Source organism: Shewanella sp. MF05960, assembly GCF_050849305.1.
Classification (GTDB): domain Bacteria; phylum Pseudomonadota; class Gammaproteobacteria; order Enterobacterales; family Shewanellaceae; genus Shewanella.
On sequence record NZ_JBOZPS010000015.1, the window covers coordinates 1 to 25,596 of the forward strand.

General features: G+C 41.5%; 18 protein-coding genes. 13 read left to right on the forward strand and 5 right to left on the reverse strand.

Annotation, left to right across the window (positions count from 1 at the left end; genetic code table 11):
* The first annotated feature begins 362 nt into the window (after positions 1 to 362).
* The 3 genes from ACROAE_RS14725 (at position 363) to ovoA (ending at position 6,393) form a co-directional block, all read left to right on the forward strand.
* On the forward strand, positions 363 to 2,588 hold the full coding sequence (locus ACROAE_RS14725) for a bifunctional diguanylate cyclase/phosphodiesterase (RefSeq protein ID WP_432403045.1): 2,226 nt from the start codon (positions 363 to 365) through the stop codon (positions 2,586 to 2,588).
* A 391-nt stretch (positions 2,589 to 2,979) separates the two neighbouring features.
* Complete coding sequence (locus tag ACROAE_RS14730; RefSeq protein ID WP_432403047.1) at positions 2,980 to 4,104, forward strand: MalY/PatB family protein; 1,125 nt, start codon at positions 2,980 to 2,982, stop codon at positions 4,102 to 4,104.
* Between the two features lie 126 nt (positions 4,105 to 4,230).
* Entirely contained in the window at positions 4,231 to 6,393 is a 2,163-nt protein-coding gene (gene ovoA / locus ACROAE_RS14735) for a 5-histidylcysteine sulfoxide synthase (protein WP_432403049.1), read from the forward strand.
* Here ovoA and ACROAE_RS14740 read toward each other — a convergent pair.
* Positions 6,365 to 7,510 carry an ADP-ribosylglycohydrolase family protein gene (locus ACROAE_RS14740; RefSeq protein ID WP_432403051.1) on the reverse strand — a complete coding sequence of 382 codons (1,146 nt, stop codon included), beginning with the start codon at positions 7,508 to 7,510 and terminating at the stop codon, positions 6,365 to 6,367. The genes ovoA and ACROAE_RS14740 overlap by 29 nt on opposite strands.
* A 444-nt stretch (positions 7,511 to 7,954) precedes the next feature.
* Between ACROAE_RS14740 and nhaC the strand changes: the two genes are divergently transcribed.
* The 5 genes from nhaC to ACROAE_RS14765 all read left to right on the forward strand — a co-directional run bounded on the left by nhaC (position 7,955) and on the right by ACROAE_RS14765 (position 14,281).
* Positions 7,955 to 9,361, forward strand: coding sequence for a Na+/H+ antiporter NhaC (gene nhaC / locus ACROAE_RS14745; RefSeq protein ID WP_432403053.1), 1,407 nt, complete (start codon positions 7,955 to 7,957; stop codon positions 9,359 to 9,361).
* 531 nt (positions 9,362 to 9,892) lie between these two features.
* Positions 9,893 to 11,476 carry a BCCT family transporter gene (locus tag ACROAE_RS14750; protein WP_432403055.1) on the forward strand — a complete coding sequence of 528 codons (1,584 nt, stop codon included), beginning with the start codon at positions 9,893 to 9,895 and terminating at the stop codon, positions 11,474 to 11,476.
* Positions 11,477 to 11,644: 168 nt separating this feature from the next.
* Positions 11,645 to 12,733, forward strand: a complete 1,089-nt coding sequence (locus tag ACROAE_RS14755; RefSeq protein ID WP_432403057.1) for an endonuclease/exonuclease/phosphatase family protein — start codon at positions 11,645 to 11,647, stop codon at positions 12,731 to 12,733.
* A gap of 247 nt (positions 12,734 to 12,980) precedes the next feature.
* Complete coding sequence (locus ACROAE_RS14760) at positions 12,981 to 13,961, forward strand: DnaJ C-terminal domain-containing protein (protein WP_432403059.1); 981 nt, start codon at positions 12,981 to 12,983, stop codon at positions 13,959 to 13,961.
* 2 nt (positions 13,962 to 13,963) lie between these two features.
* Positions 13,964 to 14,281, forward strand: a complete 318-nt coding sequence (locus ACROAE_RS14765) for a chaperone modulator CbpM (RefSeq protein ID WP_432403061.1) — start codon at positions 13,964 to 13,966, stop codon at positions 14,279 to 14,281.
* Between the two features lie 82 nt (positions 14,282 to 14,363).
* Here ACROAE_RS14765 and ACROAE_RS14770 read toward each other — a convergent pair whose 3' ends face one another.
* The 3 genes from ACROAE_RS14770 to ACROAE_RS14780 form a co-directional block, all read right to left on the reverse strand.
* Complete coding sequence (locus ACROAE_RS14770) at positions 14,364 to 15,080, reverse strand: 3'-5' exonuclease (protein WP_432403063.1); 717 nt, start codon at positions 15,078 to 15,080, stop codon at positions 14,364 to 14,366.
* Between the two features lie 10 nt (positions 15,081 to 15,090).
* The gene (locus tag ACROAE_RS14775; protein WP_432403065.1) at positions 15,091 to 16,968 is read right to left on the reverse strand and encodes a putative nucleotidyltransferase substrate binding domain-containing protein; all 1,878 of its coding nucleotides are present in this window, start codon (positions 16,966 to 16,968) and stop codon (positions 15,091 to 15,093) included.
* Between the two features lie 170 nt (positions 16,969 to 17,138).
* Positions 17,139 to 18,041 carry a LysR family transcriptional regulator gene (locus ACROAE_RS14780; RefSeq protein WP_432403067.1) on the reverse strand — a complete coding sequence of 301 codons (903 nt, stop codon included), beginning with the start codon at positions 18,039 to 18,041 and terminating at the stop codon, positions 17,139 to 17,141.
* 104 nt (positions 18,042 to 18,145) lie between these two features.
* On the opposite strand from ACROAE_RS14780, the gene ACROAE_RS14785 reads away from it, so the two are divergent.
* The 5 genes from ACROAE_RS14785 to ACROAE_RS14805 all read left to right on the forward strand — a co-directional run bounded on the left by ACROAE_RS14785 (position 18,146) and on the right by ACROAE_RS14805 (position 24,089).
* Entirely contained in the window at positions 18,146 to 18,583 is a 438-nt protein-coding gene (locus ACROAE_RS14785) for a CidA/LrgA family protein (RefSeq protein WP_432403069.1), read from the forward strand.
* Between the two features lie 34 nt (positions 18,584 to 18,617).
* The gene (locus tag ACROAE_RS14790) at positions 18,618 to 19,304 is read left to right on the forward strand and encodes an LrgB family protein (protein WP_432403071.1); all 687 of its coding nucleotides are present in this window, start codon (positions 18,618 to 18,620) and stop codon (positions 19,302 to 19,304) included.
* A gap of 300 nt (positions 19,305 to 19,604) precedes the next feature.
* On the forward strand, positions 19,605 to 20,813 hold the full coding sequence (locus ACROAE_RS14795) for a class I SAM-dependent methyltransferase (RefSeq protein ID WP_432403073.1): 1,209 nt from the start codon (positions 19,605 to 19,607) through the stop codon (positions 20,811 to 20,813).
* A 293-nt stretch (positions 20,814 to 21,106) separates the two neighbouring features.
* Positions 21,107 to 22,252 (forward strand): FIST signal transduction protein, encoded by a 1,146-nt coding sequence (locus ACROAE_RS14800; RefSeq protein ID WP_432403075.1) that lies wholly within the window; start codon positions 21,107 to 21,109, stop codon positions 22,250 to 22,252.
* A 1-nt stretch (position 22,253) separates the two neighbouring features.
* Positions 22,254 to 24,089 carry a putative bifunctional diguanylate cyclase/phosphodiesterase gene (locus ACROAE_RS14805; RefSeq protein ID WP_432403077.1) on the forward strand — a complete coding sequence of 612 codons (1,836 nt, stop codon included), beginning with the start codon at positions 22,254 to 22,256 and terminating at the stop codon, positions 24,087 to 24,089.
* A 248-nt stretch (positions 24,090 to 24,337) separates the two neighbouring features.
* On the opposite strand, the gene ACROAE_RS14810 is transcribed toward ACROAE_RS14805, so the two are convergent.
* Positions 24,338 to 25,366 carry an ABC transporter substrate-binding protein gene (locus ACROAE_RS14810; protein WP_432403078.1) on the reverse strand — a complete coding sequence of 343 codons (1,029 nt, stop codon included), beginning with the start codon at positions 25,364 to 25,366 and terminating at the stop codon, positions 24,338 to 24,340.
* Between the last annotated feature and the right edge of the window lie 230 nt (positions 25,367 to 25,596).

Here is a 25,596-nt window from a genome sequence, read left to right on the forward strand (position 1 = left end):
GTTAATGGACTCATCCCATTTGATTACATCATGGCTTGCCTTAATGACCTGTGCCAACCAGCACCGGATATCGATAGCTTGTTACCCTGGAATTTTAAAAAATAGGTGTGGTTCGCTAGACGCTTACGGTATTTATTTCAACTATTGTCGAATTACAATGCCTCCATTGCGGGGATATAATGTAAACAGAATAAAAGCGCTAATCTCATCTTGTTTGTCGATTTTTTACACATTGATTTCGCTCATTAACTAAGCTATTTGCTTTGATGCTCAATCAAGCCTACCTTAATATTAAAGATTATCTGTTCGTTACGACTGTTTTAGTATTGAAATAAAAAAACAACAGCAATAAATAGACTTTTGTGACTAATTTACAAACAAATAGTGCTTATTTACATAAGCGGATTAAATCCATCATTTTTATCCCAAACAGTATAAAGGCCATGCACAAGAATACGATAAGCCAAGAGGTTAATGAGTTAGTTATCGATGCGACTAAAGTTGGCGTCTGGGATTGGCGTGTTGAAAATGATGGTCTTGTTTGTAATGAACGTTGGGCTGAGATGATAGGGTATAGCTTATCGGAGTTAATGCCTGTTAATTACCAAACCTGGCTCGATGTATTACACCCAGATGATTTGCCTAAAGCGATTAAAAATTATGATTACCATTGCCAAGGCCAAAGTGAACTTTGTGAATTAGAAGTTCGTTTAAAACACAAAAATGGTCATTATGTGTGGGTGTTGTCTACAGGCAAAGCGATTACATGGGATGCTGAAGGCAAACCGACACGAATGATTGGTATGCACCAAGAAATTACCTTCCGAAAGAAACAAGAAGAGCTGCTGGCTACCACCACCGAGTTATTGAGAGAATCTCAAGAAATAGGCAAACTAGGTGGCTGGCAACTCAATTTGCATGACAATAATTTGATTTGGACAGATGAAACGTACCGCATTTATGAAGCAACCCCGCAAGAATTTAATCCCACCGTTGATCTTGGCGCTAGTTATTTATTACCCGACTCAAAAGAAATATTCTTAGCAGCGCTTGATGCTGCTATTCAACATGGTGAAGAGTATGACTTAGAGCTTGAAACTTATACTATTAAAGGTCGAAAAATTGACGTTAGAACGACCTGTCATGTCACGTATGTTGAGGGTGTCGCTGAAAAGTTAAGTGGTATATTTCAAGATATTACTGACGCAAAAAATGATCAACGCAAACTTGAAAAAAGTAATCAGGTATTAAAAGAATTAAACGATAAGTTAAAGTTTGCCGCAAATTATGACCCACTCACACATTTGCCAAACAGGAATTTGTTAGCGGATCGAATGCAGCAAGCGCTTATCAAAGCGCAGCGTAACAACAAACAAATAGCGATTGCCTTCTTAGACTTGGATGGTTTTAAAGAGGTCAATGATGTTTACGGTCATGATATAGGCGATGAGTTTCTTTGCCTTGTCGCAAATAGATTTAAAACCGTCATACGTGATGGGGATACACTTGCCCGATTTGGTGGCGATGAGTTTGTTTTGATTCTGGATGATTTAGACAGTCATCATCAAGCAATAGAGATTTTACAGCGAATACTTTCTTCTATCGCAGAGGATTTTATTATTGAAAATAAGCGTCTTTTTGTCACTGTGAGCATTGGAGTGACATTTTTCCCACAGGACAATAGTTACTCAGACATACTTATTCGACATGCTGATCAAGCCATGTATAGGGCTAAAGAGCTGGGAAAGAATTGCATTCATGAATTTGACTTTGAAAATGATGTCGCGATAAAACTCCAGTATCGAGAGTTAGAACATATAAGCAATGGATTGAGTAACAATGAATTTTTGTTATTTTATCAACCAAAAATTAATATGGAAACTAATGAAATTATAGGTTTAGAGGCCCTTATCCGTTGGCAACATCCGACAGAAGGTCTGTTATCACCATTTCGTTTTTTGCCTTACATTGAAGAAGAACCATTAGGGATTGAGCTTGGTAAATGGGTCATTGACCAGGCCATCAAGCAGCATAATGAATGGCGACGCTTAGGCATAGTCATACCCATCAGTGTGAATGTCAGTCCATTACAACTTCAGCATGAAGATTTTATTAATCAATTAAATGAAGTGCTATTTCTCAACAATAGTTTTCAAGCGGGCCAGCTTGAATTTGAAATTCTAGAATCCAGTATTATTAAAGATACTCAGCATATCGCTGAGGTTATTAGTCAATGTAAAAAGTTAGGGATACGTTTTTCGCTAGATGATTTTGGTACGGGGTTTTCATCTTTAAGTTATTTAAGGAAGCTCTCGACCGATGTTATCAAAATAGATCAATCCTTTGTCATCGACATGTTAGATGACATGGATGACCAGGCCATTGTTAAAGGTGTCATTGAATTATCGAAGGCATTCGGTCGTTCGGTGATAGCAGAGGGGGTTGAAACCCAAGAACATGGTCGGCAATTACTCAAGATGGGATGCCATTTAGCACAAGGTTTCGGTATCGCAAGGCCAATGCCTGCAAGCGCTATCCCTGAGTGGATTAATTTATGGCAGGCGTCTCCCCCTTGGATTTGTAAGTGAGGTTTGTGAGTTAATCTTTAGTCTGTTTTGGTGTGAAAACCTTTAGGCGGATTTTTAACAACTTTACCGTCTGCAGCGCTGGTAACGTTGTAAGTTATCTCGGTAATAGAGGATGTCGAATCGATGGTTTTCTGTGTGACCAGCAAGCTTTCGATTCGCTACGTTGCAAGTTTTTTCATTTTGATCCTTATACAGATTTTGTCATTTACACAAAGATATGCCCACCAATAATGCTCTTTTATCGTCTTCCTCAGACAAACAAAGCCGGTAATATTCCAGACAAGTTCTTGGGTTATGTTGACTTGTGCTTTAATCTAAACCTAAGTTGCCAGTAACAAACCACATTAACTGTTTTATGCAAACGGCTACATTAACAATCGAAGGTCCCGTAATGAATTTCAGTGATAAACCCGATCGCACATCGTCCAAAGCCCATAAATGGGAAAAATACAAAGGCACAGATATATTGCCTATGTGGATTGCGGATACTGAGTTTCGCTGTGCAGAGCCTATTTTATCTGCATTACACAAACGTATTGATGACGGCTTATTTGGTTATACGTTACCGGCACACGATACCGATGCCAGTGAGGCTGTAGTTGAATGGTGTCAACGTCGGTATAACTGGAAGATTGAACCTAGTTGGCTAGTTTGGACTCCAGGCGTGGTGCCCGCATTCAATGTGGCTATTGCAGCATATTGCCAAGCAGGTGATACGATTATTGTGCAAACACCCAATTATCCTCCGATATTGGCGGCACCGGCAATCAATAATCTTAATCGGACGTGTATCGGTTCAATAGAAGTGGAAGGGCGCTGGACCCTCGATTTTAATGCCTTAGAAGCGGCGGCCGCAGATCCTAAAGCCAGCTTATTTATTATGTGTAATCCAATGAATCCGCTTGGTTCAGTTTTAAACCAGGACGAATTAGATACCATTGCAACAATATGCAGAAAACATGGCGTCATGGTTTGTTCGGATGAAATACATTGCGATCTCATTTTAGATGGCGTGCCGCATTTACCCGCCAGTGCTCACCCAGAGTTGGCTGAGCATTCAGTTACATTAATGGCTGCGAGTAAAACCTTTAATATTGCTGGATTAGGTACCTCTTTCGCGATTATTCCAAACGAACAATTAAGAGCCGCTTTTAACCATGCCGCCCGTGGCAGATTACCCTCGGTAACTGTTACTGGTCTTACCGCTACAAATGCAGCCTTTAGACATTGCGATGACTGGCATCAGCAACAAGTGACTTATTTAATCGCCAACCGCGATTATTTAGTGACTGAAATTAACAAAATTGAAGGGTTAACCGCTATTTCACCCGCAGCGACCTTTTTACTGTGGGTTAATGCCAGCGGTTTGCAAGTCGCCGATACGCAAGCCTGGTGTGAAGCCAAAGGTGTTGGCCCATCAGCGGGCAGAGACTTTGGTGATAAAGACTGCTTTCGCTTAAATTTTGGTTGCTCACGAGATTATTTAGTCGAAGCGATTGAAAAACTACGAGGTTGAGCCATTTAACCAGCAATTAAATCTGAGTTTCTGGGCAAAAAATTCAATATAAAGTAAAAAGTTGAGGCTTTATCCAGTATTCAATCGTATGACTATAGAATAAGCATTAAAGGAACGTGTTTCACGATGACAATACCAATACAAAACGCTCAAGAAATAGCTAAACGCTCTGCAACATTTGTTGATTCTGTAGCATTACGCCGAACTCCTTCACTTATTAATGGCACCGTGGATGATAAGCGCCAGGAAATCGCGCTTTACTTCACCAATACCTTCGATACCTATTCGCAACTGTTTGATTGTTTGCGCGACGATAGCGGCTTTTATCAAAAACCTATCCCTTTGCGCCACCCGCTTATTTTCTATCTTGGGCATACGGCAACGTTTTTCATCAATAAGTTAATATTGGCAAAACTGATACCAGAACGGATTAATCCTTACATGGAATCAATTTTTGCGGTGGGTGTTGATGAAATGAGCTGGGATGATTTGTCGGAAGACAGTTATGACTGGCCCAGTGTTGCTGCAGTAAAACAATATCGTACCAAAGTGCGCACCACAGTATTAAGATTAATTGATAGCTTAGACCTAGTGCTACCCATTGATTGGGAAAATACCTGGTGGCCTATCGTGATGGGAATTGAGCACGAGCGTATTCATCTTGAAACGTCCACGGTACTCATTCGCCAACATGAACTGGCTAAAGTGCAGTCATTGCCTCAATGGCCTGCTTGCAAAGAGACTGGCCAGGCACCCAAAAACACACTGATAAGCGTGGCTGCTGGCTCGGTTAATCTTGGCAAATCCTTTGACAGTGACGTTTATGGCTGGGACAACGAATATGGCCAACATCAGGCAGAGGTCGCCGAATTTAAAGCCAGCCAATATTTAGTCAGTAACCAAGAGTTCCTCGAGTTTGTTGAGGCCGGGGGTTATGAGCAAAATAGTTTTTGGAGCGATGACGGCCTTGCTTGGCGGCAGTTTACTGAGGCGAAACATCCGACTTTTTGGCGTTGGCACAATGGCTGGCGTTTACGCCTGATGACCGAAGAAATTGATATGGCTTGGGATTGGCCTGCTGAAGTTAACTATCATGAAGCAAAAGCGTTTTGTGAATGGAAAACAGTAGCGACAGGGCAACAGATCCGCATGCCAACTGAAGATGAATGGCATCGTCTGTGTTCACAAGCCGGCGTTGAAGAATTAGGTGATAGCAAGGCCGATGCTAACTTGCACCTTGACCATTTTGCATCATGTTGCCCGGTAACGCGCCATCAACACGGCGATTGGTTTGATGTGGTTGGTAACGTGTGGCAATGGACCGAAACGCCGATATATCCTTTTGATGATTTTAAAGTACACCCTCTTTATGATGATTTCACTACGCCGACGTTTGATGGCAAACACAATTTAATCAAAGGCGGTTCATGGATTTCAAGTGGTAACGAAACACGCCTTAGTGCACGTTATGCGTTTAGGCGTCATTTCTTTCAACATGCCGGGTTTCGCTATATCGCCTCGAGTGTTGAGGCGAAGTCGCCTAAGGCTTACTACGAAAGTGATCAGTTGTTGTCAGAATATGCAGAGTTTCACTTTGGTGACACCTGGTATGGCGTAGAGAACTTTCCTAAAGCTTTAGCCGATATTGCTCTTGAAGCTATGAAGGGTAAACCTACCGCTAAAGCACTTGATTTAGGCTGTGCGTGTGGTCGAGCCAGTTTTGAACTAGCCCGTCAGTTTGATGACGTAGACGGTGTTGATTTTTCAGCAAACTTTACTAACCTGGCGGCTAAAATGGCGCAACAAGGCGCAGTGCGTTACGCCCGGGCAGAGGAAGGCGAGTTGGTGAGTTATCATACTCGTACCCTGCAAGAACTTGGGTTGGACGCATATGCAAACCGTGTTGCATTTCATCAAGGTGATGCTTGTAACCTTAAACCTCAATTTACGGCTTATGATTTAGTTCTCGCCGCTAATTTGATTGATAGGCTTTACCAACCGAGTCGTTTTTTAGCGGATATCGCGCAGCGTATCAATGATGGCGGTTTGCTTATTATTGCATCGCCTTATACGTGGTTAGAAGAGCATACACCCAAGGAAGAGTGGATCGGCGGTTTCAAAAAAGATGGCGAAAACTACAGCACATTAGATGGCTTGAAAGATCAATTATCAAGCCACTTTACATTAGTGGGTGAACCGCAAAAAGTCCCGTTTGTGATCCGTGAAACTCAACACAAGTTTCAGCATACCTTGTCAGAACTTACGATTTGGCAGCGTTTGCCACGCTGATAAGCGCCTCAATTTCTACAGCAATCTCTTTGTGGTCTACCAGTTGTTCAAACCAGCTGGTGGCCACAGTATCGCCTTGCAGTCCAAGCAAGGTTCCCAGTACGATGCCGCGATGTACATTGTCACCGCCTAAATTGGTATTCACTCGCAGTGCTTGCCAAGGATCATCTTGGTATTTATAAGCCAGATACAAGACGATAGGCCAGGAATCTGAAATATAACACGCCCTTGAAAACACCTGGCCGATAACCTGACTGTCGGGCATATTACGTTTTAACAGACCGGCTAAATGGGTACTCGTTAAGCCTTTACTGGCTTCAAGTAAAAGTGCTTTAGTGCTGACTTCATCAGGTCCTTCCATCAGAGCACACAACAGTTGCACATAGCTATCACACACCCGCATTAAGGATTCATCTGGATGGGTTAAGGCCAAATGCGCTCGGCAGGCAATCTTTATATCAGCTTCGCTTATGCCCTTAAGCCGTGCTGAAAAAACCAAAGGCGCTATGGTTACTAATGCACCAATGGATGCGGTGTCGTGCGTTATCATGGCACAATTTTCAGGCTCGCGACCTTGCGCCAAATTAGCAAAAAATCCTCGATGGTAAGATTCTGCATAAGTATCAGGATGAGCGGCGGGGGACTTCTTCATAAAGTCAATGTAGGCATTAACAAATGCTTGTCGGTCATAGGGTTGTGACGAGCTTGCGAGGGTGCGCATTAAGACTCGAGCGCAATGGGCATTGAGGGTGTTTTCACCTGCCTGCATGCCTTGATGATAATGCACATTCGGTGTGTCCCAAAACTGCGCTTTATCTTTTAAAATAATATCGCCGACTACTTGTGGCGGCTCTTTAACTGCATGTCCCTTAGACGCATGCCCTTTAGACAAACCCTTAGCCGATTGTCGCCCTCCTTTGTGTTTGGAGTGCAACGACATAATCGATGAAGGATGAAATTCTGGTGCAGCTTCAAAACGTTGAATACCCCCAGTAAAAGCTCGCTCTATTTCCATTGGTTGATAATACCAATGCACTGGCATGGCTAAAGCATCAGCAATAAAACTTGTTTTTAGTGCCCAGGTTACACGAAGTTTCTGATAAGGGGGGTTATTCATAGTAATGCCTCACTCACATGGTAAAAATAATTTGTATCTGCATTTGACTCTGTAACAACAGATTCTCAAGCATTCGATTCACAGCAATAGATTCAGTAACATTCGACTCAACAACCATCGACACCCAACATTAGTCTGCGAAGCAAAGATTGTGGATCGATAACAAATCGATAGTTTTGACGATGTGAATATTGATTAAAAACGTATGTGGTCATACTGAATACGTAATTTATACCAATTTAGATGTTTTTTATGGCCATACCCCGGAAATTATTTACAGGTTTTTATTTATGGGGGCTTATTTACAGAGCCTTACAGGTCGCTAAACCACCGCTTATTAAAGATGAACTGTATAAATTTTGATAACTTGTTGGTTTATAGTTTACCCAATTACTCGTACTGATATACTCAGCTTTATCCCAATTGTTATCATAATGTGTGCCAATGCCAGTTATCACTCCTAACTTACCCCGTAGCCCTAGTTTTTTGCAGTCTCTTATCTGTTTTAGCGTGATTATCATCACCATTGCAGGAGGGCTTTTTGGTCTAGGGATCAGCCTGCATATACTGATGTTTTTGTGTCTTTTATGGGTAGGGCTTAACGCTTTTAGTCTTGGCTATGGCTATATACACATACGTGAGTTAATGACTAACGCGCTAAGCAAAGCGATGCCTGCCATCTATATCTTTATATTGATCGGCATGGTGATTGCCAGTTTTATGCACAGTGGCACCATCGCGACGCTTATTTATTATGGCCTTAGTTGGTTGAGTCCGAGTTTGTTTTTAGCAGTCGGTTTATTACTGTGCGCCTTGATGTCGGTCGCAACCGGAACCTCCTGGGGTACCGTTGGCACGCTAGGCGTGGTTTTTATGGGCATCGGCTCAGCGATGAATATCCCGCTGCCTTTAGTCGCAGGTATGATTGTTTGCGGTGCAACGTTCGGTGATAAAATGTCGCCGATTTCAGATACCACAAACCTCGCCGCAATGAGTGCTGGTACTGATATTTATCGACATATTTATTCTATGCTGTTCACCACTACGCCTACTTTTATCCTTACATTCATCATATTTTTAGTGATCGGATTTAACTATGGTGAGCAAAATCTTGATTTAACAGAAGTCACTTCAATTCAAACGGCACTTGCCAACACTTACAGCCTCACGCCACTGATTACCTTATTACCCCTGATTTTACTTGCAGTATTGAGCATTAGAAAAGTGCCTGCAGAAGTGACGATGTCATGCAGCATTATACTTGCCGTGCTCATCGCCATTTTTTATCAAGGAGAGAGTGCTATCTCCGTGCTTAATGCGCTGTGGGAAAATACGCCCGAATCAACGGGTATCGCCAATGTAGATGCTTTGCTGGGTCGCGGTGGTATTAGCAGCATGAGCTGGACCTTATTGCTGGCGTTAATGGCTATCGCGCTAGGCGGTATTTTGCACGGGGCGGGATTTCTCACCGCACTATTAGCGGGCATCATAAAAAGAGTGCAACGCACCGCAACCCTTATTGCAACGACGATTATGTCGGGCTTTTTAGGTAACATTGCCATGGGTGAAGCCTATATTTCGATTATTCTAAGTTGCCAACTGTTTAAGCCTAAATATGAACAACAAAATTTAGAGCCCGCCATTCTTTCGCGCTCAGTGGAAGAAGGGACCACGATGACCACAGCCCTTATTCCGTGGACCACGGCTGGTGCCTTTTATACCGCGACGTTAGGAGTGGACGTGCTTGATTACGCACCTTATGCGTTTTTCAATTACCTCAATGCCATTATTGCAGTGGCAATGGCCGCTGTTGGCATTGGTTTACTCAAACCGAAAACCGAACCCGCTTAGGCTGTGTTTACTTCAAGGGAGTGATAGTCACATCGCTGACGATGGTCATTATTTTTCTGAATGACTCACCGTTTTTTGCGCTTGACCATTCAGCCATGTATAGGATTGATAACATAAAGCGTTTCATTGGTGCAGAGTGAGGTATTAATGCAGCGTTTTGTCGAATCGTTACATCTCTAAACTACGCTGAAATACTCGAGTTAATTACCTGACGCTTATGTACTTAACTAAAACCCAATACAAGTGTTGTGGCAGAATTAGACGGACACGTTAATAAAAATTGATTCTGAATTTATTACAGGGGCAATGTCCCTATTTTTATATAAGTTGGGCTGTTAATAACGTATACTTTACCCGTATTTTGTCAGCTAAATATTTACACTCTAAGAACGTCTTCTTTAATGTAAATCAAACCGCTGCACAAATGATGAAGTACAAATCCCCTTGTATTTTATTACAGTTTAATTAGTACCACTCAAAAATGGAGTTGGTCTTCATATTCGTGATTGCGAATAGGTAAACCTTTTAATTATGAAATTTAAATCAAAAAAATACAGTATCGACTCAACTGATTATCAAGTTGGTCAAGATAATATTTTAAAGTGGGGCATGGATGTCCACAACACCGTGTTCACCGTTTCTGTCGGTTTATCCATTTTATTTATTGTGGCCCTGCTGGTTTTCCCTCCTGCAGATGCCAAAGCTGCCATTGATTCAGTCAAGGCTGCCGCGCTATCTCACTTTGACTTCGTGTTCATGTGGACTGCGAACATAATGCTCATTTTTGCACTTGTGATAGCCTTTTCCCCATTAGGCAAAATTCGCTTGGGCGGTGATAGCGCCACCACTGATTACTCGACAGTATCTTGGATATCCATGCTCTTTGCCGCAGGTATGGGTATTGGCCTTATTTTCTGGGGCGTAGCAGAGCCAACAGCGTTTTACACGAATTGGTTTGGCACCCCGCTCGGCGTGGCACCTTTTACACCTGAAGGTCGTGAATTAGCGCTCGGCGCCTCGTTATTCCACTGGGGTTTTCATGCCTGGGCTATTTACGGCATGACCGCGCTCTCATTGGCGTATTTTGTATATAACAAGGGCTTACCTCTGTCTATGCGCTCGGTTTTCTATCCTATACTCGGTGATAGAGTCTGGGGGAAAACCGGTGATGTCATCGACATTATGGCGGTACTGGTTATATTGTTTGGTCTTGCAACGTCACTGGGCTTAGGTGGTTCTCAAGCGGCCAGCGGTATAAGCCATGTGTTTGGTTTTGAAAATAGTATTTATCTGCAACTGACGATTATTCTGCTCATTATGGGGCTGGCTATTCTCTCAGTGGTGCGTGGCATGGATGGCGGGGTTAAACTGTTGAGTAACATCAACATGATTATTGCCTTTATATTCCTTGGCTTTATCAGCATTCTTAATTTCACGACTGTGCTTGATTCATTGGTAACAGGCGTTGTCGGTTACGTCAAAAACATCATACCACTGAGCCAGAATTCTGGCCGTGAAGACACCACCTGGTTACACGGTTGGACAGTATTCTATTGGGCCTGGTGGATAGCGTATGCACCTTTCTTTGGTATGTTTGTTGCGCGAATTTCACGTGGCCGCACCGTACGTGAGTTTCTGGCATGTGTGTTGATTATCCCTACTTTAGTGACGACTGCTTGGATGTCTTTTTTTGGTGGCATCGCGATTCAACAAATCATTGATAAGGTTGGCCAGCTAGGGACCGAGCAAGGTATTACCGACGTTTCATTGAGTTTGTTCTACATGCTTGATGCGTATCCAATGGGTGATATCTTATCCATTATTGCGGTTATACTGATTATTGTGTTCTTTGTGACGACCTTAGATTCAGGCTCCATTGTGGTCGATAGTATGACTGCAGGTGGTAAGTTGGAATTACCGATGAAGCAAAAGATAGTGTGGGCGGTAATCTCTGCGGTAATCGCTATGGTGATGTTGTGGATTGGCGGTACTGACTCTATTCAAGCACTTCAGTCAGTGACTATTATCGCAGCACTTCCGTTTGCTATTATTTTAATACTCGCTTGTATTAGCTTAGTACTCGGCATGTTTACTGAGGTAAAGCGCCGCAGTTAAGTCGTAATCAATCCACTTAACGACTCTACTGTGAAGGGGGGCTTATCAAGATACATTATTGATAAGCCCTTTTTTTAGTCTTGAATGTAGGCCACTATTTAAATAATGTGGCAGTGGCAGTGGCAGTGAGAGTGATATTAAGATTCACCATACAAAACTAGGTTTTCTATGTTTACGATACTGACATTTTTTACTGTGTTAATGTTACTGGCGACTTTACTGCCTCTTTCACGGCATCCGCATTGGATTGTCAGGAGTATGGATTTTCCCCGATTTCAATTGTCGATATTCGCCGCAATACTATTAATCGCTAATATTGTTTTTCTCGACATTCACCTGTTAAGTACGCAGCTATTGGTTGTGGCCACCACGTTATGCTTAATGTGGCAGCTTAGCTGGATATTCCCTTATACCTTTTTATTTCCCAAAGAGGTTAAAACGTCCACTGAATTTGATGTTGATAAGCAACTCAGTATTATCACTGCTAATGTACTCACGCCCAATCGTAATGCCGACGCATTGATTACATTGGTCAACGAGCATAAGCCCGATGTACTAGTCACACTTGAATCAGACCAATGGTGGCAAGACAAGCTTAAGGTATTAGAAACGGACATGCCTTACAGCATTAAATGTCCGCTTGATAACCTTTATGGCATGCACGTTTATTCACGATTGCCTTTAGGCGAGCAACAAATATGTTATTTGGTTGAGAAGGATGTGCCATCAATACATGCCACATTAACCTTACGCACCACAGACCATATTCGGATGCACTTTCTTCACCCCGCACCGCCAAGCCCAACCGAAAATGTTGAATCAGCAGAGCGAGATGCTGAATTAGTCATCATAGCGAGAAGTGTCGCAGACAGCGATCTGCCCGTGATAGTCACCGGCGATCTTAATGATGTCGCCTGGTCTGCCACCACTCGACTTTTTCGTAAAATGAGTGGATTGCTTGATCCGCGTGTTGGCCGTGGAGCATTTAACACTTTTCATGCCGATTACTTATTTATGCGCTGGCCATTAGATCATTTATTTCACAGCCAACATTTTACCTTGCAGCACATTCAACGTTTACCATCGATTGGTTCGGATCATTTTCCTTTATTGACTAGGTTGTCTTTTACTCCAGTGCAAAGTACCCAACAACAAGGTATTGACGCGGGAGTGTCTGAGCATGAGTGGGCCAAAGAGATAGCCGCAGAGCAAAAAGTGAATAAGCATGATGTGCCAGAACCTGGTGAGGCACCATAAGCATCGATAGCGGCAATGGTTAGCCTATATTCAAGATATTATCTCAGTAAGTGATTATGCCTGATTGATTCATGGTGATTCTTAATGAGTGATGGTGATTAATGATTGGTGATTAATTAAACGAGGCGTACAGTAATAGAGTTGATCAAGATCAAGCGTATTGTTTCTCTGTGGGCCTAAACTCATTAGTATTAAGTATTAAGCTGTCTGACGTTCCGTTGCAAACGTGTTTTTGTTAGGGGATAACATGAATTTTAAAGACTATTACACGGTATTGGGCATCGATCCGCAAGCGGATGTTAAAGCGGTAAAAGCCGCATATAAAAAGCTGGCGGTAAAATATCATCCCGATGTCAGTAAACATGCTGATGCAGAAGCGAAATTTAAAGAAATTGGTGAAGCTTATGCGGTATTAAATAATACTAAAAAGCGTGCTGAATATGATGAAGTACGTCATCATCATTTAAATAGGCCACACAACAACGATGCCGATCAAGCTGGTGGGCAAAATTGGGGACAACAGCAAAGCGATCCTCAAAGCGATCAAGAGTTTGCTGATTTTTTTAATTCAATTTTTGGGGCTCGCCATTCAGGTTTTGACTCTCGTCATTCAGGCTTTGACCCTAACCAACAACATCATGGTCGTCAATCTCAACACGCTAAAGGCCAGGATATCGAAATGGAGTTTCCGATGTTTCTTGAAGAAACATTGGTCGACACCCTTAAGCCTGTCTCGTTTACCCTACAACAACGCGATGCTCATGGTCAGGTTGTTGAACATCCTAAATCCTTAAAAGTGAACATTCCAGCCGGTGTGAGTAATGGCGAGCGCATTCGCCTAAAAGGCCAAGGCGGACCTGGGCAAACCAAAGCCGATAATGGCGATTTGTATTTAAAAATTCGTTATGCGCCTCATCCTTTATTCGATGTTGATGGTCGAAATTTGACTATAGTCGTGCCACTGGCACCCTGGGAAGCCGTGTTAGGAACCAAGGTTAAACTGCCGACCTTAACCGGGCATATTCAATTGAGTATTCCAGCCAATAGTCAATCAGGGCAGCGATTACGCATAAAAGGTAAAGGGTTGTTGAGTAAAAAAGAGCAGGGTGATTTATTTGCGGTGCTTAAAATCGTGGTGCCGACGGTATCAGACGATACAAGCAAACCTTTGTGGACTGAATTAGCTGAAAAAAATACATTCGACCCTCGTGCCAGTTGGAGTAAATAACGATGCTGCAGATTAATATAAGCGAACAAGATTGTTGGTTGAGTAGTGATGAACTGTGTGAATGCAGCGACATTAGCTCAGCATTATTACTTGAGCTTGTAGAGCACAGTATTGCGATTCCGCTGCAGGGCGAGGTAATAGAGCAATGGCAATTTAGTGTTGAGAATTTACATCAAGTTAAAAAAGCCACGCGCATTCAACGTGATTTGGCGCTCGACTGGAGTGGAATTGGTTTAATTTTGCAATTACTCGATGAAAGAGATCAACTAGAGCATGAAGTGCATAGGCTTAAACTACAGTTAAGTCGCTTTAAAATATAGTTAACCAGCATGGCTACAGCTGGGTATTGCAACCGATGCCGATGATTCATTCATCGGCTTTTTTATTCATATAGTGGTTCAGTTATACCCATAAATTTTTAATCGCTGTATCGGGGCTAAAATGATATTTAATTTGAGCCTGCAATAATTCAGCAGTGGCTATCGCATCAGTTAATGCATCATGAGGAGCATAAGCAGGCAAGTGATAACGTTCACGACTATTAGCAAGCCGAATGGAATGTGGACGCTTTCGCTTAAAGAAATTAAATAACCCCTGAGATTTCGCCCGATGCAAATTGGCTTCAATTTGCATCGTATCGATTACCGGAAAAACAATGCCTTCGTTAATCAACATGCGTAATGTGTGATCGAGAAAATCGCGTTCAATATGCCGATAATGTACCACGACGACTTTTCCGGCTAATTCATTTAAAAGCTGCTCTAAAATCAACAAAAGATCGGGTGCACCTTGTAAGTCTGAATGGGTGATACCGTGAATAATAATAGAGTTTTCTTGGAGTTTATCTTTTGGGTTGAGATACCATTGTTTTGCTTTACTGCAGAATATACGTTGCAAATTAAATGGCACTAAACCAATGCTAATGATGCTATTTTTCTCTGAGTCTAAGCCTGTTGTTTCAAAATCCAGCGCAACAAACTCAATATCACTTAATGGTGTTTCATTTTGATATGTTCCAGCGTGGTAAAAATCAAACAAGCGTCTATCTTTACTTTTTTGCATTTTTAATTCGAGAAAGGCTTGCCAGTTTACAATCTCCTGTTTACTGAAATTTGTCATGAGTTAGCCTTTAAAGTTTGTTGGAACTGTAGCGAAATTTCAAAAAGTTCTGCGCATTGCTTAGCACTAAAAAAGCATCTTTAAGATTACGACGTTCAAAATCAGACATACTTTCTGGTTCAATATTGTTATCAGGTTCTATCCCAGATTCAATATCGGATGATTGGTGGCGCAGGCGCACCAAAGAGATAAGTTCCATCGCATGCTGTAAGTCTTCCCCCTTTGAGTTGGGCAAAATGCCCGCGTCGATAATATCTTCTAAGCGTTCAAATGAATTTTGTGCTTGTGAGCCAATGGCTAGCGCATGTACTCGGATTAAGTCTGCCAATGGCGCAGTACCACGACGTTTTAAATTAATGGCGTTATTATGACGACCATCTTTTTCCATCACAAAGTCTTTAAAAAACCCCAGCGGAGGTTTACGGTTAAGGGCGTTGTGCGCCAGGCAAGCTAAAAAACGGTTGTTTTTCTTGGCTTTACTCAAGATAAATGTATTTAATTGTTCTGCCCATTTAACCCGACCATAAACCCCAGTAAGATCGAAGAATATAGAGCTGTTTAATAAAGCTTTTGGGTTTGGGTTTTCTATCCAGTCAGCAAAACATGCTTCCCACTCTGAGCGAGTTTTACGATGCTCAGGATTACTGGCCATAATATCGCCAGTACAATAACTGTAACCACAAGCCGCTAAACCATCACACACAAAATCTGCTAACTTTGCAAAATATTCACCATGCACCGTGACGTTATAACTATTATCTAAAATAATGGCATTGTCTTGATCGGTTACCATCAGTTGCTCATCACGAGCCATTGAACCCAGCGCTAAAAAGCAGTAAGGAACTGGTGGTGGGCCGAACTTTTCTTCAGCAAGTTCTAATAAACGTTGTTTAAAGTTACGGCCGATTTCAGACATTGCCCGCCCGACCATATGCGAGTTAGCATCTTCATTAACCATGCGTACAAAACAACTTTTTAACTGCGAAGATAACGATACTAAATCCTCGCAACTATTCTGCTGGAAGATACTACTGACAAATAACAAACTATTTTGCGACTCGTACCGAATAATATCGGCAACTTCAATTAAGCCAATGGGGATTTTATTTTTAAGAATGGGCAGATGGTCAATATTATTACGAAGCATCAGTAGCATCGCTTCAAATATATATGCGTTATGATCCAGTGAAATTAAATCGGTCGACATGACTTGTGAAATAGGGCTATCAACATTGACACCCACGGCAATCACCTTAGCGCAAAGATCATGTTCAGTAATAATACCGACAAAACTGCTATCTTGTTGATCATCTATATTGGGGTCATTAATTAATACCGCAGAAATATTTTGTTCAGCCATAATTTGGGCTACGGTTTGTATCGTGCTGTTACAAGGAAGAATAACAGGTTCTCTCGTCAGTAAGGTTTTCACTTTAGAGGTGGTAAGCGCATTAGCCTCAACGGTTTTACCCTTTACGGCTTGTTTTAACCGAGTGGTATCCTCAGCCTCAACAAAATCTGCAAAATCATCATAATTTTCGCATAAATCATTGAACACTGATTCAGGAATACAGTATACGAGGGTATCTTTTACCGCTTTGGCTGGAAAACGCACTTTATTATTAGTCAGTAATCCCATTTGGCCAAATAATTGCCCTTGATCAAGACGATTATAGAGCTCTCCTTTACGGCGATATAACTCTACGACGCCACTGCGGATCATATAAAGTTCGGTAATCCTGTCATTAAAGTTAACAATCATACTGTCGGTACGGTAATAAGAAATCTCAACACTTTTGGCAACGTCAATCAAAACGTGTTCTGGAAGCTGATCAAAGGGAGCGTGCTGAGCAATAAAGCTCTGGATTTCGAGTACTTCGGCTGACATAAATAGACCTGTTAATATGTGATGACTAGCGCTTTATCGTTATGTCGATATTATACGAGCAAAAGACACAATATGGTGATATATCGTTGCTATTGAATATATAGCTAGTCGAATGAAGCTCAGTGCGTCACTACACCATTTAGATACAAGCATGGTTACTGTTCTTTGGTTTAATAGGTATTTTCTAATTGGCTCAAATGTTGTTTAACGAGCTGAAGCATGGCTTTTGCAGCAAATGATAAGTGTTTTTGTTTACGCCAAAATAATGATAACTCCCAGCGTAAGTCGGCACTGGCTAATGGAATATTAACCACCTCATTAACCCGATAACGCTCTGCAATAATTTTAGGCAGTATCATTACGCCAGTGCCAGCGGCAACGAGGGCAATACCAAAGTCAGCATGGCTGACTCGGGTGATATTTTTTGGTGTAAAACCGGCTTTGGCACAAGCGCCTAATACTAATTCATATAATGCATATTCTGGTTCAAACATGACTTGAGCTAATGTATTGAGATCACTCAGTTGTAGTGTTTGTTTACTTGCTAATGCATGGGCCGCGGGCAGCACAACAACCATTGATTCATCGCGCACTCGAATGCCATCAAATTCATCATCAAAATCAATAATACCTGTCGCTAATTCAATTTCGTCTTTATGTAGTGCAACAGTTTGTTCTACACCACCACGTACCAAAAGTTGTAATTCAATATGAGGGTGTAACTGCCTAAACTTTGCTATGACAGGGGCAAATAGCTCAGCGCTCCCTAGCGGAGCTAAGCCTAGTTTAAGTACGCCGCCATTCAAGTTACGTAAACTGTCTAAATCATTTAACATGAGTTGGCGTCCTTCTATTAATCTTGAGGCATGACGATAAACGACGTGACCGGCTTCTGTTAACCTGATTTGCGTTCCGCGTTTTCCTCGCTCTAACAACATCATGTCAAGCTCTTCCTCTAGCAAACGAATGGCTTTAGAAAGCGCAGGTTGGGTGACAAATGCACGGTTACACGCTTTAGCAAAACCGCCAGCGTTAACCACTTCAGTGAAATAATGCAGTGCTTTAAGATTCATTTGTATAACCAAAGGTGATGTATTTGATTATTAATATTCATTTTTTTTATAAATTAAGCAAGAGTAAACTTCAGTTATTAATTAAAACCACAGTGTAATTCAACATGACATTTTCATTAAACGCCCATCTAAGCTTGTTAAAGTGCAAAACGACCTTATTTTTTCAAGTTGTCGGCTTGTGTTTATTTGCATGGATATGCCAATGGTTTGCGCAATCTGTGCACTCGATTATTCCGGGCAGTGTGATTGGTTTGGGCTTGTTATTATTACTGTTGTCCTGTCACTGGGTGCCTGAAAAAGCAGTGAATAAAGGCTCCGCATGGTTAATCGGCGATTTACTATTATTTTTTATTCCTCCCGTAGTTGCGATGACTAAATATCAATTAATACTCGAAAGCTACGGTGTTGAGCTAATTGTGTGCATGTTACTTGCTAGCACCAGCGTGTTATTGGGTACCGCATTTGTCGTCGACAAGTTATTTAAATTTGAACGTCAACAACGTTTAAACCACATCACATCACTGCGTTTTCAGCTTAGATAGTCTGTGAGTTAATGCAATGGATATAGGGGGTGTTATGAGTGGTTCATCGTTAGGTGTATTGTGTTTATTACTCACCTTGGCTGGCTATTACATCAGTAAGCAGCTTTATTTACGTCAACAACGGATATGGTTTGCGCCCATTATCATGGCACCTACATTAATATTACTCACAGTTGTGATTTTTAAGATCCCACTCGAAGATTATTTTCAGTTTACCCATTGGTTGCCAGCATTATTAGCGCCAGCAACTATTGCATTTGCAGTGCCGATTTATCGAGAAAGGGCGTTGATTAAACGTTATCCACTCACCATCAGTGTGGGTGTACTCGTTGGTTTATGTTTAGGTGTTGGCTCTTCATGGATGATTGTCCACTTTACTCATATGCCATCGGAGTTATCTAAAAGCTTAATTGTGCGTTCTGTTTCAACGCCATTTGCTATTGAAGCCACGAGTGCTTTTGGTGGTATACCTGAGCTCACCGCGATGTTGGTGTTAGTGACCGGAATTATGGGCATGCTAATTTGTGAACCGTTATTTAAAGCTGCCAGAATACAAAGTAGCTTGGCAAGAGGGATTTCTTTAGGCGCATCAGCCCATGGCGCAGGTGCGGCTAAAGCGAATCAAATTGGCCGAGAAGAGGGAGTTATTGCCAGTTTAACCATGATTTTTACCGGCATTGCGATGGTCATTACTGCACCAGTATTTGCATTGCTATTTTAATATAGATGGTATTGCGCGCAGGCAAGTATTTGGCATTTTACTTATCTGTTCCAACCATTTTCTTTTGTGCATAAACCATGGCTCATTCTGTACAGAGAAATGATATCAATAGGAGAGTTGTATCGGCTAGATGGTGTAGAATAGGACATCAGCATTAGCCGCAGGTGATGCACTTAGATGAAATGCACTAAGATGAAATGCACTTAGGTGAGAGACACTAAGATGAGAAGCACTTAGATTAGATGCGCTAGGATCATTTGTGCTATACCGCTTTAATTTTTTAATGTAAACGAGATTTTAATGTCAAACGTAACCCCCCTCGAACTGAATGGCTTTGTACAAGAATGTGTTAACGCGTTAACTGACAACACGTTACAACGCTTAGTGTTTTCAAAATACCGTGGCGACGATAAAGAGCTGACTCGCATTGCTGTGCGCAGTGTTGAACTTAAAGGTCAGCGGCTTGCATCTTGTTTATATGAATACCGTACCAATCATATTACCAAAAATGTTGAACTTGCCGATGTCTCTAACCTTTGCCAGCAATGGTTAGAGAGTGATTTTCAAAGCGCTCATTTAATGACTAATGAGTGGGAAGTGCAGTTGAGCATCAGTAAAAAGGGTAAAGTGCTTATCAATAAATATCGCAATAAAAATGCCCCTAAAGCCAGCGAAAAAAAGATTAGCGTCGATGATGATGCAATGTCACACAACAGAGCTAAAAAGCGTTTTGTAGAACAACATCGTCCGTATTTACGTGAACTTGGTATTACCGATGCTAAGGGCGAGATTATTCCGTCGATGTCACGAAAGTGGAAGCAAATCAATAAGTTTATTGAAGTGTTATCACGTGCCATTGATAACACCGGCTTAGCCGATAAAAATGAAGTGCATATTGCCGACTTTGGCTCAGGTAAGGCCTATTTAACCTTTGCCGTGCATGACTATTTTATCGATAAGTTACAGGTGAAAACCCAGGTAACTGGAGTAGAGTTACGCCAGGGCTTAGTTGATTTGTGTAATCAAACGGCTGCGAAGCTAGCATTAACTGGGATTAAGTTTGAACAGGGCGATGTGCAACACTTTAAAGCGCAGGGCATTAATATCATGATTGCCTTACATGCTTGTGACATCGCTACTGATTATGCGCTGCACATGGGCATCCAAACTGGTGCGGAAATTATTATGTGTTCGCCATGTTGTCATAAACAAATTCGCCCACAAATGCAAAGCCCGCAGTTACTGGCACCATTATTACAACATGGGATCCATTTAGGTCAAGAAGCTGAAATGATCACCGACGGCCTACGCGCATTATTGTTAGAAGCTCACGGTTACGACACGCAAGTGTTTGAGTTTATTTCCCTTGAACACACCAGCAAAAACAAAATGATCTTGGCGCAAAAACGTAAGCAACCCCGTGACAACAGTGCAATTTTACAGCAAATTGCCGATATTAAAGCGTTTTACGGCATCAACGAGCAATGCTTAGAAACGTTACTAGGGTAGATAAACGCGATTATAATTTATTCCAAAAGTGACAATAACGTCACCTATAGTCAGTAGGTGACGTGTTATGTTTTACTCTTTTCGTTTGTTTCTCATACAAGCATTGAACTCACTCACGTCACTTAAGTACTTGATCCAAAATTTGAAATGAAGCAGGTCATTAGAGGGTAGTGTGAATTATGCTCATTAGATGATGTGATGAAAACCACAATTCACTATTTGTCGTGCTAAGAATATGCCATTATCAGCTATGATAATGAAGCCATTTGATGATAGGGAATTTCAGATAAGTAATGACAATTATATTCACCAATATCGAATTTTTAGATGAGGCAACTGAGGATGATGTTGTTTCATTAATCGCTCACACCGTTAGTCAAAAAGCACAATATATTTTAGTGTTAATGGGTTCTCAGTCCACACTGCGTATTGAATCTATTCCTGCTATTGCTGTTGCCACACCTGTGCCGCTCAATGCTTGTATTATTCCTGGCGTGATATTTGAAGATCATTACAGTTATAAAGGCGTATTGGTGCTTGGCTTTAAAGATAAAATATGCAGTTTATTAATCCCAGATATTGCCGCAAGTCACGATGTTTTATGCCAACAACTTCAACAGTTTGTTGCCTCAAATGGCACCTTGGGTTCTGCAGGTATTTTTGTTGATGGATTAAGTCCTGCAGTAGAGCCCTTTATTGCAACAGTTTATGAAAACCTTGGCAGTGACAGGATATTGATTGGCGCAGGTGTTGGAGATCTTAATAATCGCTTCAATATGTGTGTGGCTAATGAACAGGGCTGCTTTAGCAATGCCGCAATTATCTTTTGTTTGTCCAATACCGTTAAATTGCAAGTAGAAGGCAAGCATGACTTACCTCAAGTTGCAGGTCCTTATTTAGTCACCGAAGCCAAAGACAACATAATCTATAGTCTAAATTACCAACCTGCCGCAGATATTTATAGTGACGCAATATCCAAAGTGAGTGGTATGGACATCACACAAGATGAAATTGCCCAACACATACACAGTTATCCTTTTGGTTTAAAACAATTAAATGAAGAGTATTTAGTTAGAGATATTATTGCAGTTAACGGTAATAGTCTTGTGTGTGTGGGTAATGTTGCTGAAAACAGTTTGGTGTATATTCTTAATGCCACTAAAGATATTTTAATTACGGCAGCCAGCGATGCAGGTAAACAATTTGCGCAAAAACTACAGCCAAACACGGCTGAGCAAATGCATTATGTGGTGCTGATTGATTGTATTTCACGAGCATTATTTTTAAATGATGAATATCAGTTAGAACTCAATGCCATTAATGCACAGATGCCAGTGGGGAAAAAATTGGCTGGAGTATTATCTATTGGTGAGATAAAAAATACTGACCAAGGTGCCATTCAATTTCTTAATAAAACCATCGTGCTAGGGGGGCTTTAGTGTGATTAATTCTATCGCCAACTTAGCCACATTAGAACTTGTGTCGATACAGTATGAAATCACTCGCAGCTTAAATGCGAATACTGATATAAGGTCATTGTGCCGGCGCTACATGGAAACGTGTATTCGTCGTTTATCCGTTAGAGCGGCTTATTTGTATATGCCGACTAAAATGACAGGTGACTTGTTTACTCCCAATGAGATGACGTGCAATCATTTAGGGCGGATTTGTATGCCAAATGTTACGGCGTGTTATCCTGAGCAAGTTCCAGAAATTAAAGATTTTTTTACCAAGTTATTGAACGAGCCAAGCATTGATAATGTGATCACTCAACACGTCGTCCATCATGGGACTTATTATCATCTGTTCGCGTTCATCGATCACACGTTCTTTGTACTTGAACGCTGTGACATTCCCTTACCGCCGCAAGTGATTAATGCTATTACACCAGCAGTAAAAGATTTGTTCTATGTTTGCCGTGCTTCTTTACAGCATTCACGAGTGGTGAGTGAAGTAGAGCGCCGGAAACTAGCCGAGCAGCAACTGACTTTTATTGCATTCCATGACGAACTAACGGGTTTACCTAACCGCACTCAAGTTATTAATGTGCTTAACCAACAAATTGAGTTATGCGTTCAACACGATCGCCATGGTGCGTTAATTTATATTGATTTAGACCATTTCAGAGACATTAATGATTCTCTAGGACATATCGTTGGTGATGAACTGCTTTGCCAGGTCGCACAACGATTACAACAAATATGCCTTAAGCAGGAAATGGTAGGGCGTTTTTCGGGTAATGCATTTGTTATTTTATGCCCAAACCAATTGAACTTACAAAAAGACCTTGATCTGTTGTTGCTAAAAGTACATCAATGTTTTGAATTAGATTATCAAATTGATGGTCGACGTATTGACGTGAATGCCAGCATAGGGATTACTTATTTTTCGTCTGCTAGTTGCGATGCTTATACGGTGTATCTGCAAGCCGATTTGGCCATGTCGAAGGCTAAAATCTCTACCGGGACTAGCTCGGTGTTCTACCAGCAAGATATGGAAAAGCAAACTCGACGTCGTTATTTACTCGACACAGAAATGCGACAAGCGCTAATTCAAAATGATTTTTTTATGGTGGCACAACCCCAAGTTAATCAATATGGTGAGATTATAGGTGCAGAGCTATTGATCCGTTGGCAACATGCAGAGCTCGGTTTTATCCCTCCAGATGAGTTTATAACGATTGCAGAAAAAACCGGGTTTATTATTCCGCTGGGCGAGTGGATATTTGAACAAGCGTGTTTATGCATTCAAACATTGCAAACACTGCCATTAAAAATGCCTATCAAATTAGCCATCAATGTCAGCGCAAAACAGTTTTACCAAGCAGAGTTTATTGACCGCATCAGCACACTGATTAGTCAACATCACATAAAAGTGAGTGATATCGAACTTGAATTGACTGAAAGCGCCATGCTCGAAGATATTGATTTGGCGGTATCTAAAATTACAGCGTTAAAACAAATCGGTTTTGAATTGTCTATTGATGATTTTGGGACCGGGTATTCCTCACTAAGTTATCTTAAGCATTTACCTGTCGATAAAATTAAAATTGATAGGAGCTTTGTATCGCTTATCGATAAACGTGATGATAGCCGCGCCATCGTTGAAGCGACGATGCTAATTGCCAGAACCTTTAAGTTAGAGTTAATTGCAGAAGGCGTAGAGACAGAAGCTGAAGTGGACACGTTAACAGCAATGGGATGTTGTGCATTTCAAGGGTATTTTTTCCATAAACCTATGGCGATTAAAGACTTTTTCAGCTTGCTTTGTGAGTAATACCAATCTGCATTAATAAGTGGACATTATAGGGATAGGAAATCAAACGGGGTGGCTGAAACAATAACGTTAAGTCGAGTATCTGGTGGAATAGGTGGCTGATTTTATAATATAACGTTATCAATTGGTGCTCCTCTTTCACGCTTAACCGCCGCGGCTGTTACTCTGCACTCTCGCTATGTGAAAGGGAATAACTATTACCTCATAACGACGCCTTAATCAAAAAACGCTGGACGCATTCTGAGTGGTCACTTATTCATGCGGATTGGTTTTACTAATGTATCGACTGCGTGTTGAATGTTGGCAGCGATATCTGCGGGTACCCAGTTAACCCAAATGTCTTTATGGTTAATGAAAAATGCTTCAGCTGCCGCCTGACTATCAGCTTGATTTTCTTCCATCCAGGCTAACAACTGATTCATTTGAGCATTAGTAAAAGCACGTTTACCAAGATAGCTGAATGCGAGGGGCGATTGCTGCGCAAATTTAGCCGTAGTCACTGTTTGTACTAATGCCGCTGGATACATTGTTGCTTTAGGCTCTGCACACTCTCCTTTTGAAATACAGTCGCGAAAATGTGCGATATCGCTTTCGTTCGCAAACTCAACTTTTACCATGTCATATTTTCCCAATATGGCCGTTGGTGCCCAATAATATCCAAACCAAGGTTGTTTACGTTGATAAGCATGCGCGATAGAGCCTGACAATCCCGCACCAAAACCAGGGGTGATTAAATCAAAGCCTGCAGCATTGAGTTTTAACGCGCGATATTGATTGGTTGCGGTAATTTGGCAACCCCAACCGACAGGACAACCGTAAAAAGCGCTGCGTTCTGGGTTATCCGGATTGGTAAACAGCGCTGCGTTGGCAATAATACCTTTAATGGTTTGCAGACTCGGATCTTTATCAACCATGTACTTAGGTACCCAAAACCCTTCCTCGCCACCGTTGGTGAGTGAATGACCCGCAACAGCAAGACGATTTTCACTGATCCCTCGATCCATTAGGTCTTTGACGTTGTTCCACCAAATTTCTGGGGCAATATCGGGTTGACCTTTTTCAACCATAGAGGTGCTCGTTGGTATGGTATCACCTGGTGTTAGCATGGCGTCGCAGCCGTAGCCGTGCTCTAAAATAAACTGATCGACATTGGCAATTAACGACGCGGAGCTCCAATTCATGTCGGCGATAGTCACTGTGCCGCAATGTTCTTGTGCAGAGGTTTGAAATGCAGAGGCACTGAGTAGTAATCCAGCAATTAAAAATCTGTTTTTCATATAGAGCTCCGTACCTGAGGGTAGAGTAGTCTGTCATTAATGTTTGTCACCATTTTCTATAACCATTGTCTGTAACCATGAGACTTAATCGTTAGTATTCTATGTAATCTTGAGTGGTAACAAATGGGTTTGACGAAAAAACATAACAACACAGTTGTGCAAAAATACGCCTAATTGACTCATTAACTTAGCATGATTGCTGGTTTGTTAACAATGTCAGCTTTTCGGTA

Excerpts from the sequence above, each read along its gene's own strand:
- ACROAE_RS14730 (WP_432403047.1), top strand. The coding sequence starts at position 2,980 with ATGAATTTCAGTGATAAACCCGATCGCACATCGTCCAAAGCCCATAAA.
- ovoA (WP_432403049.1), top strand. The coding sequence starts at position 4,231 with ATGACAATACCAATACAAAACGCTCAAGAAATAGCTAAACGCTCTGCA.
- ACROAE_RS14740 (WP_432403051.1), bottom strand. The coding sequence starts at position 7,510 with ATGAATAACCCCCCTTATCAGAAACTTCGTGTAACCTGGGCACTAAAA.
- nhaC (WP_432403053.1), top strand. The coding sequence starts at position 7,955 with ATGCCAGTTATCACTCCTAACTTACCCCGTAGCCCTAGTTTTTTGCAG.
- ACROAE_RS14750 (WP_432403055.1), top strand. The coding sequence starts at position 9,893 with ATGAAATTTAAATCAAAAAAATACAGTATCGACTCAACTGATTATCAA.
- ACROAE_RS14755 (WP_432403057.1), top strand. The coding sequence starts at position 11,645 with ATGTTTACGATACTGACATTTTTTACTGTGTTAATGTTACTGGCGACT.
- ACROAE_RS14760 (WP_432403059.1), top strand. The coding sequence starts at position 12,981 with ATGAATTTTAAAGACTATTACACGGTATTGGGCATCGATCCGCAAGCG.
- ACROAE_RS14765 (WP_432403061.1), top strand. The coding sequence starts at position 13,964 with ATGCTGCAGATTAATATAAGCGAACAAGATTGTTGGTTGAGTAGTGAT.
- ACROAE_RS14770 (WP_432403063.1), bottom strand. The coding sequence starts at position 15,080 with ATGACAAATTTCAGTAAACAGGAGATTGTAAACTGGCAAGCCTTTCTC.
- ACROAE_RS14775 (WP_432403065.1), bottom strand. The coding sequence starts at position 16,968 with ATGTCAGCCGAAGTACTCGAAATCCAGAGCTTTATTGCTCAGCACGCT.
- ACROAE_RS14780 (WP_432403067.1), bottom strand. The coding sequence starts at position 18,041 with ATGAATCTTAAAGCACTGCATTATTTCACTGAAGTGGTTAACGCTGGC.
- ACROAE_RS14785 (WP_432403069.1), top strand. The coding sequence starts at position 18,146 with ATGACATTTTCATTAAACGCCCATCTAAGCTTGTTAAAGTGCAAAACG.
- ACROAE_RS14790 (WP_432403071.1), top strand. The coding sequence starts at position 18,618 with ATGAGTGGTTCATCGTTAGGTGTATTGTGTTTATTACTCACCTTGGCT.
- ACROAE_RS14795 (WP_432403073.1), top strand. The coding sequence starts at position 19,605 with ATGTCAAACGTAACCCCCCTCGAACTGAATGGCTTTGTACAAGAATGT.
- ACROAE_RS14800 (WP_432403075.1), top strand. The coding sequence starts at position 21,107 with ATGACAATTATATTCACCAATATCGAATTTTTAGATGAGGCAACTGAG.
- ACROAE_RS14810 (WP_432403078.1), bottom strand. The coding sequence starts at position 25,366 with ATGAAAAACAGATTTTTAATTGCTGGATTACTACTCAGTGCCTCTGCA.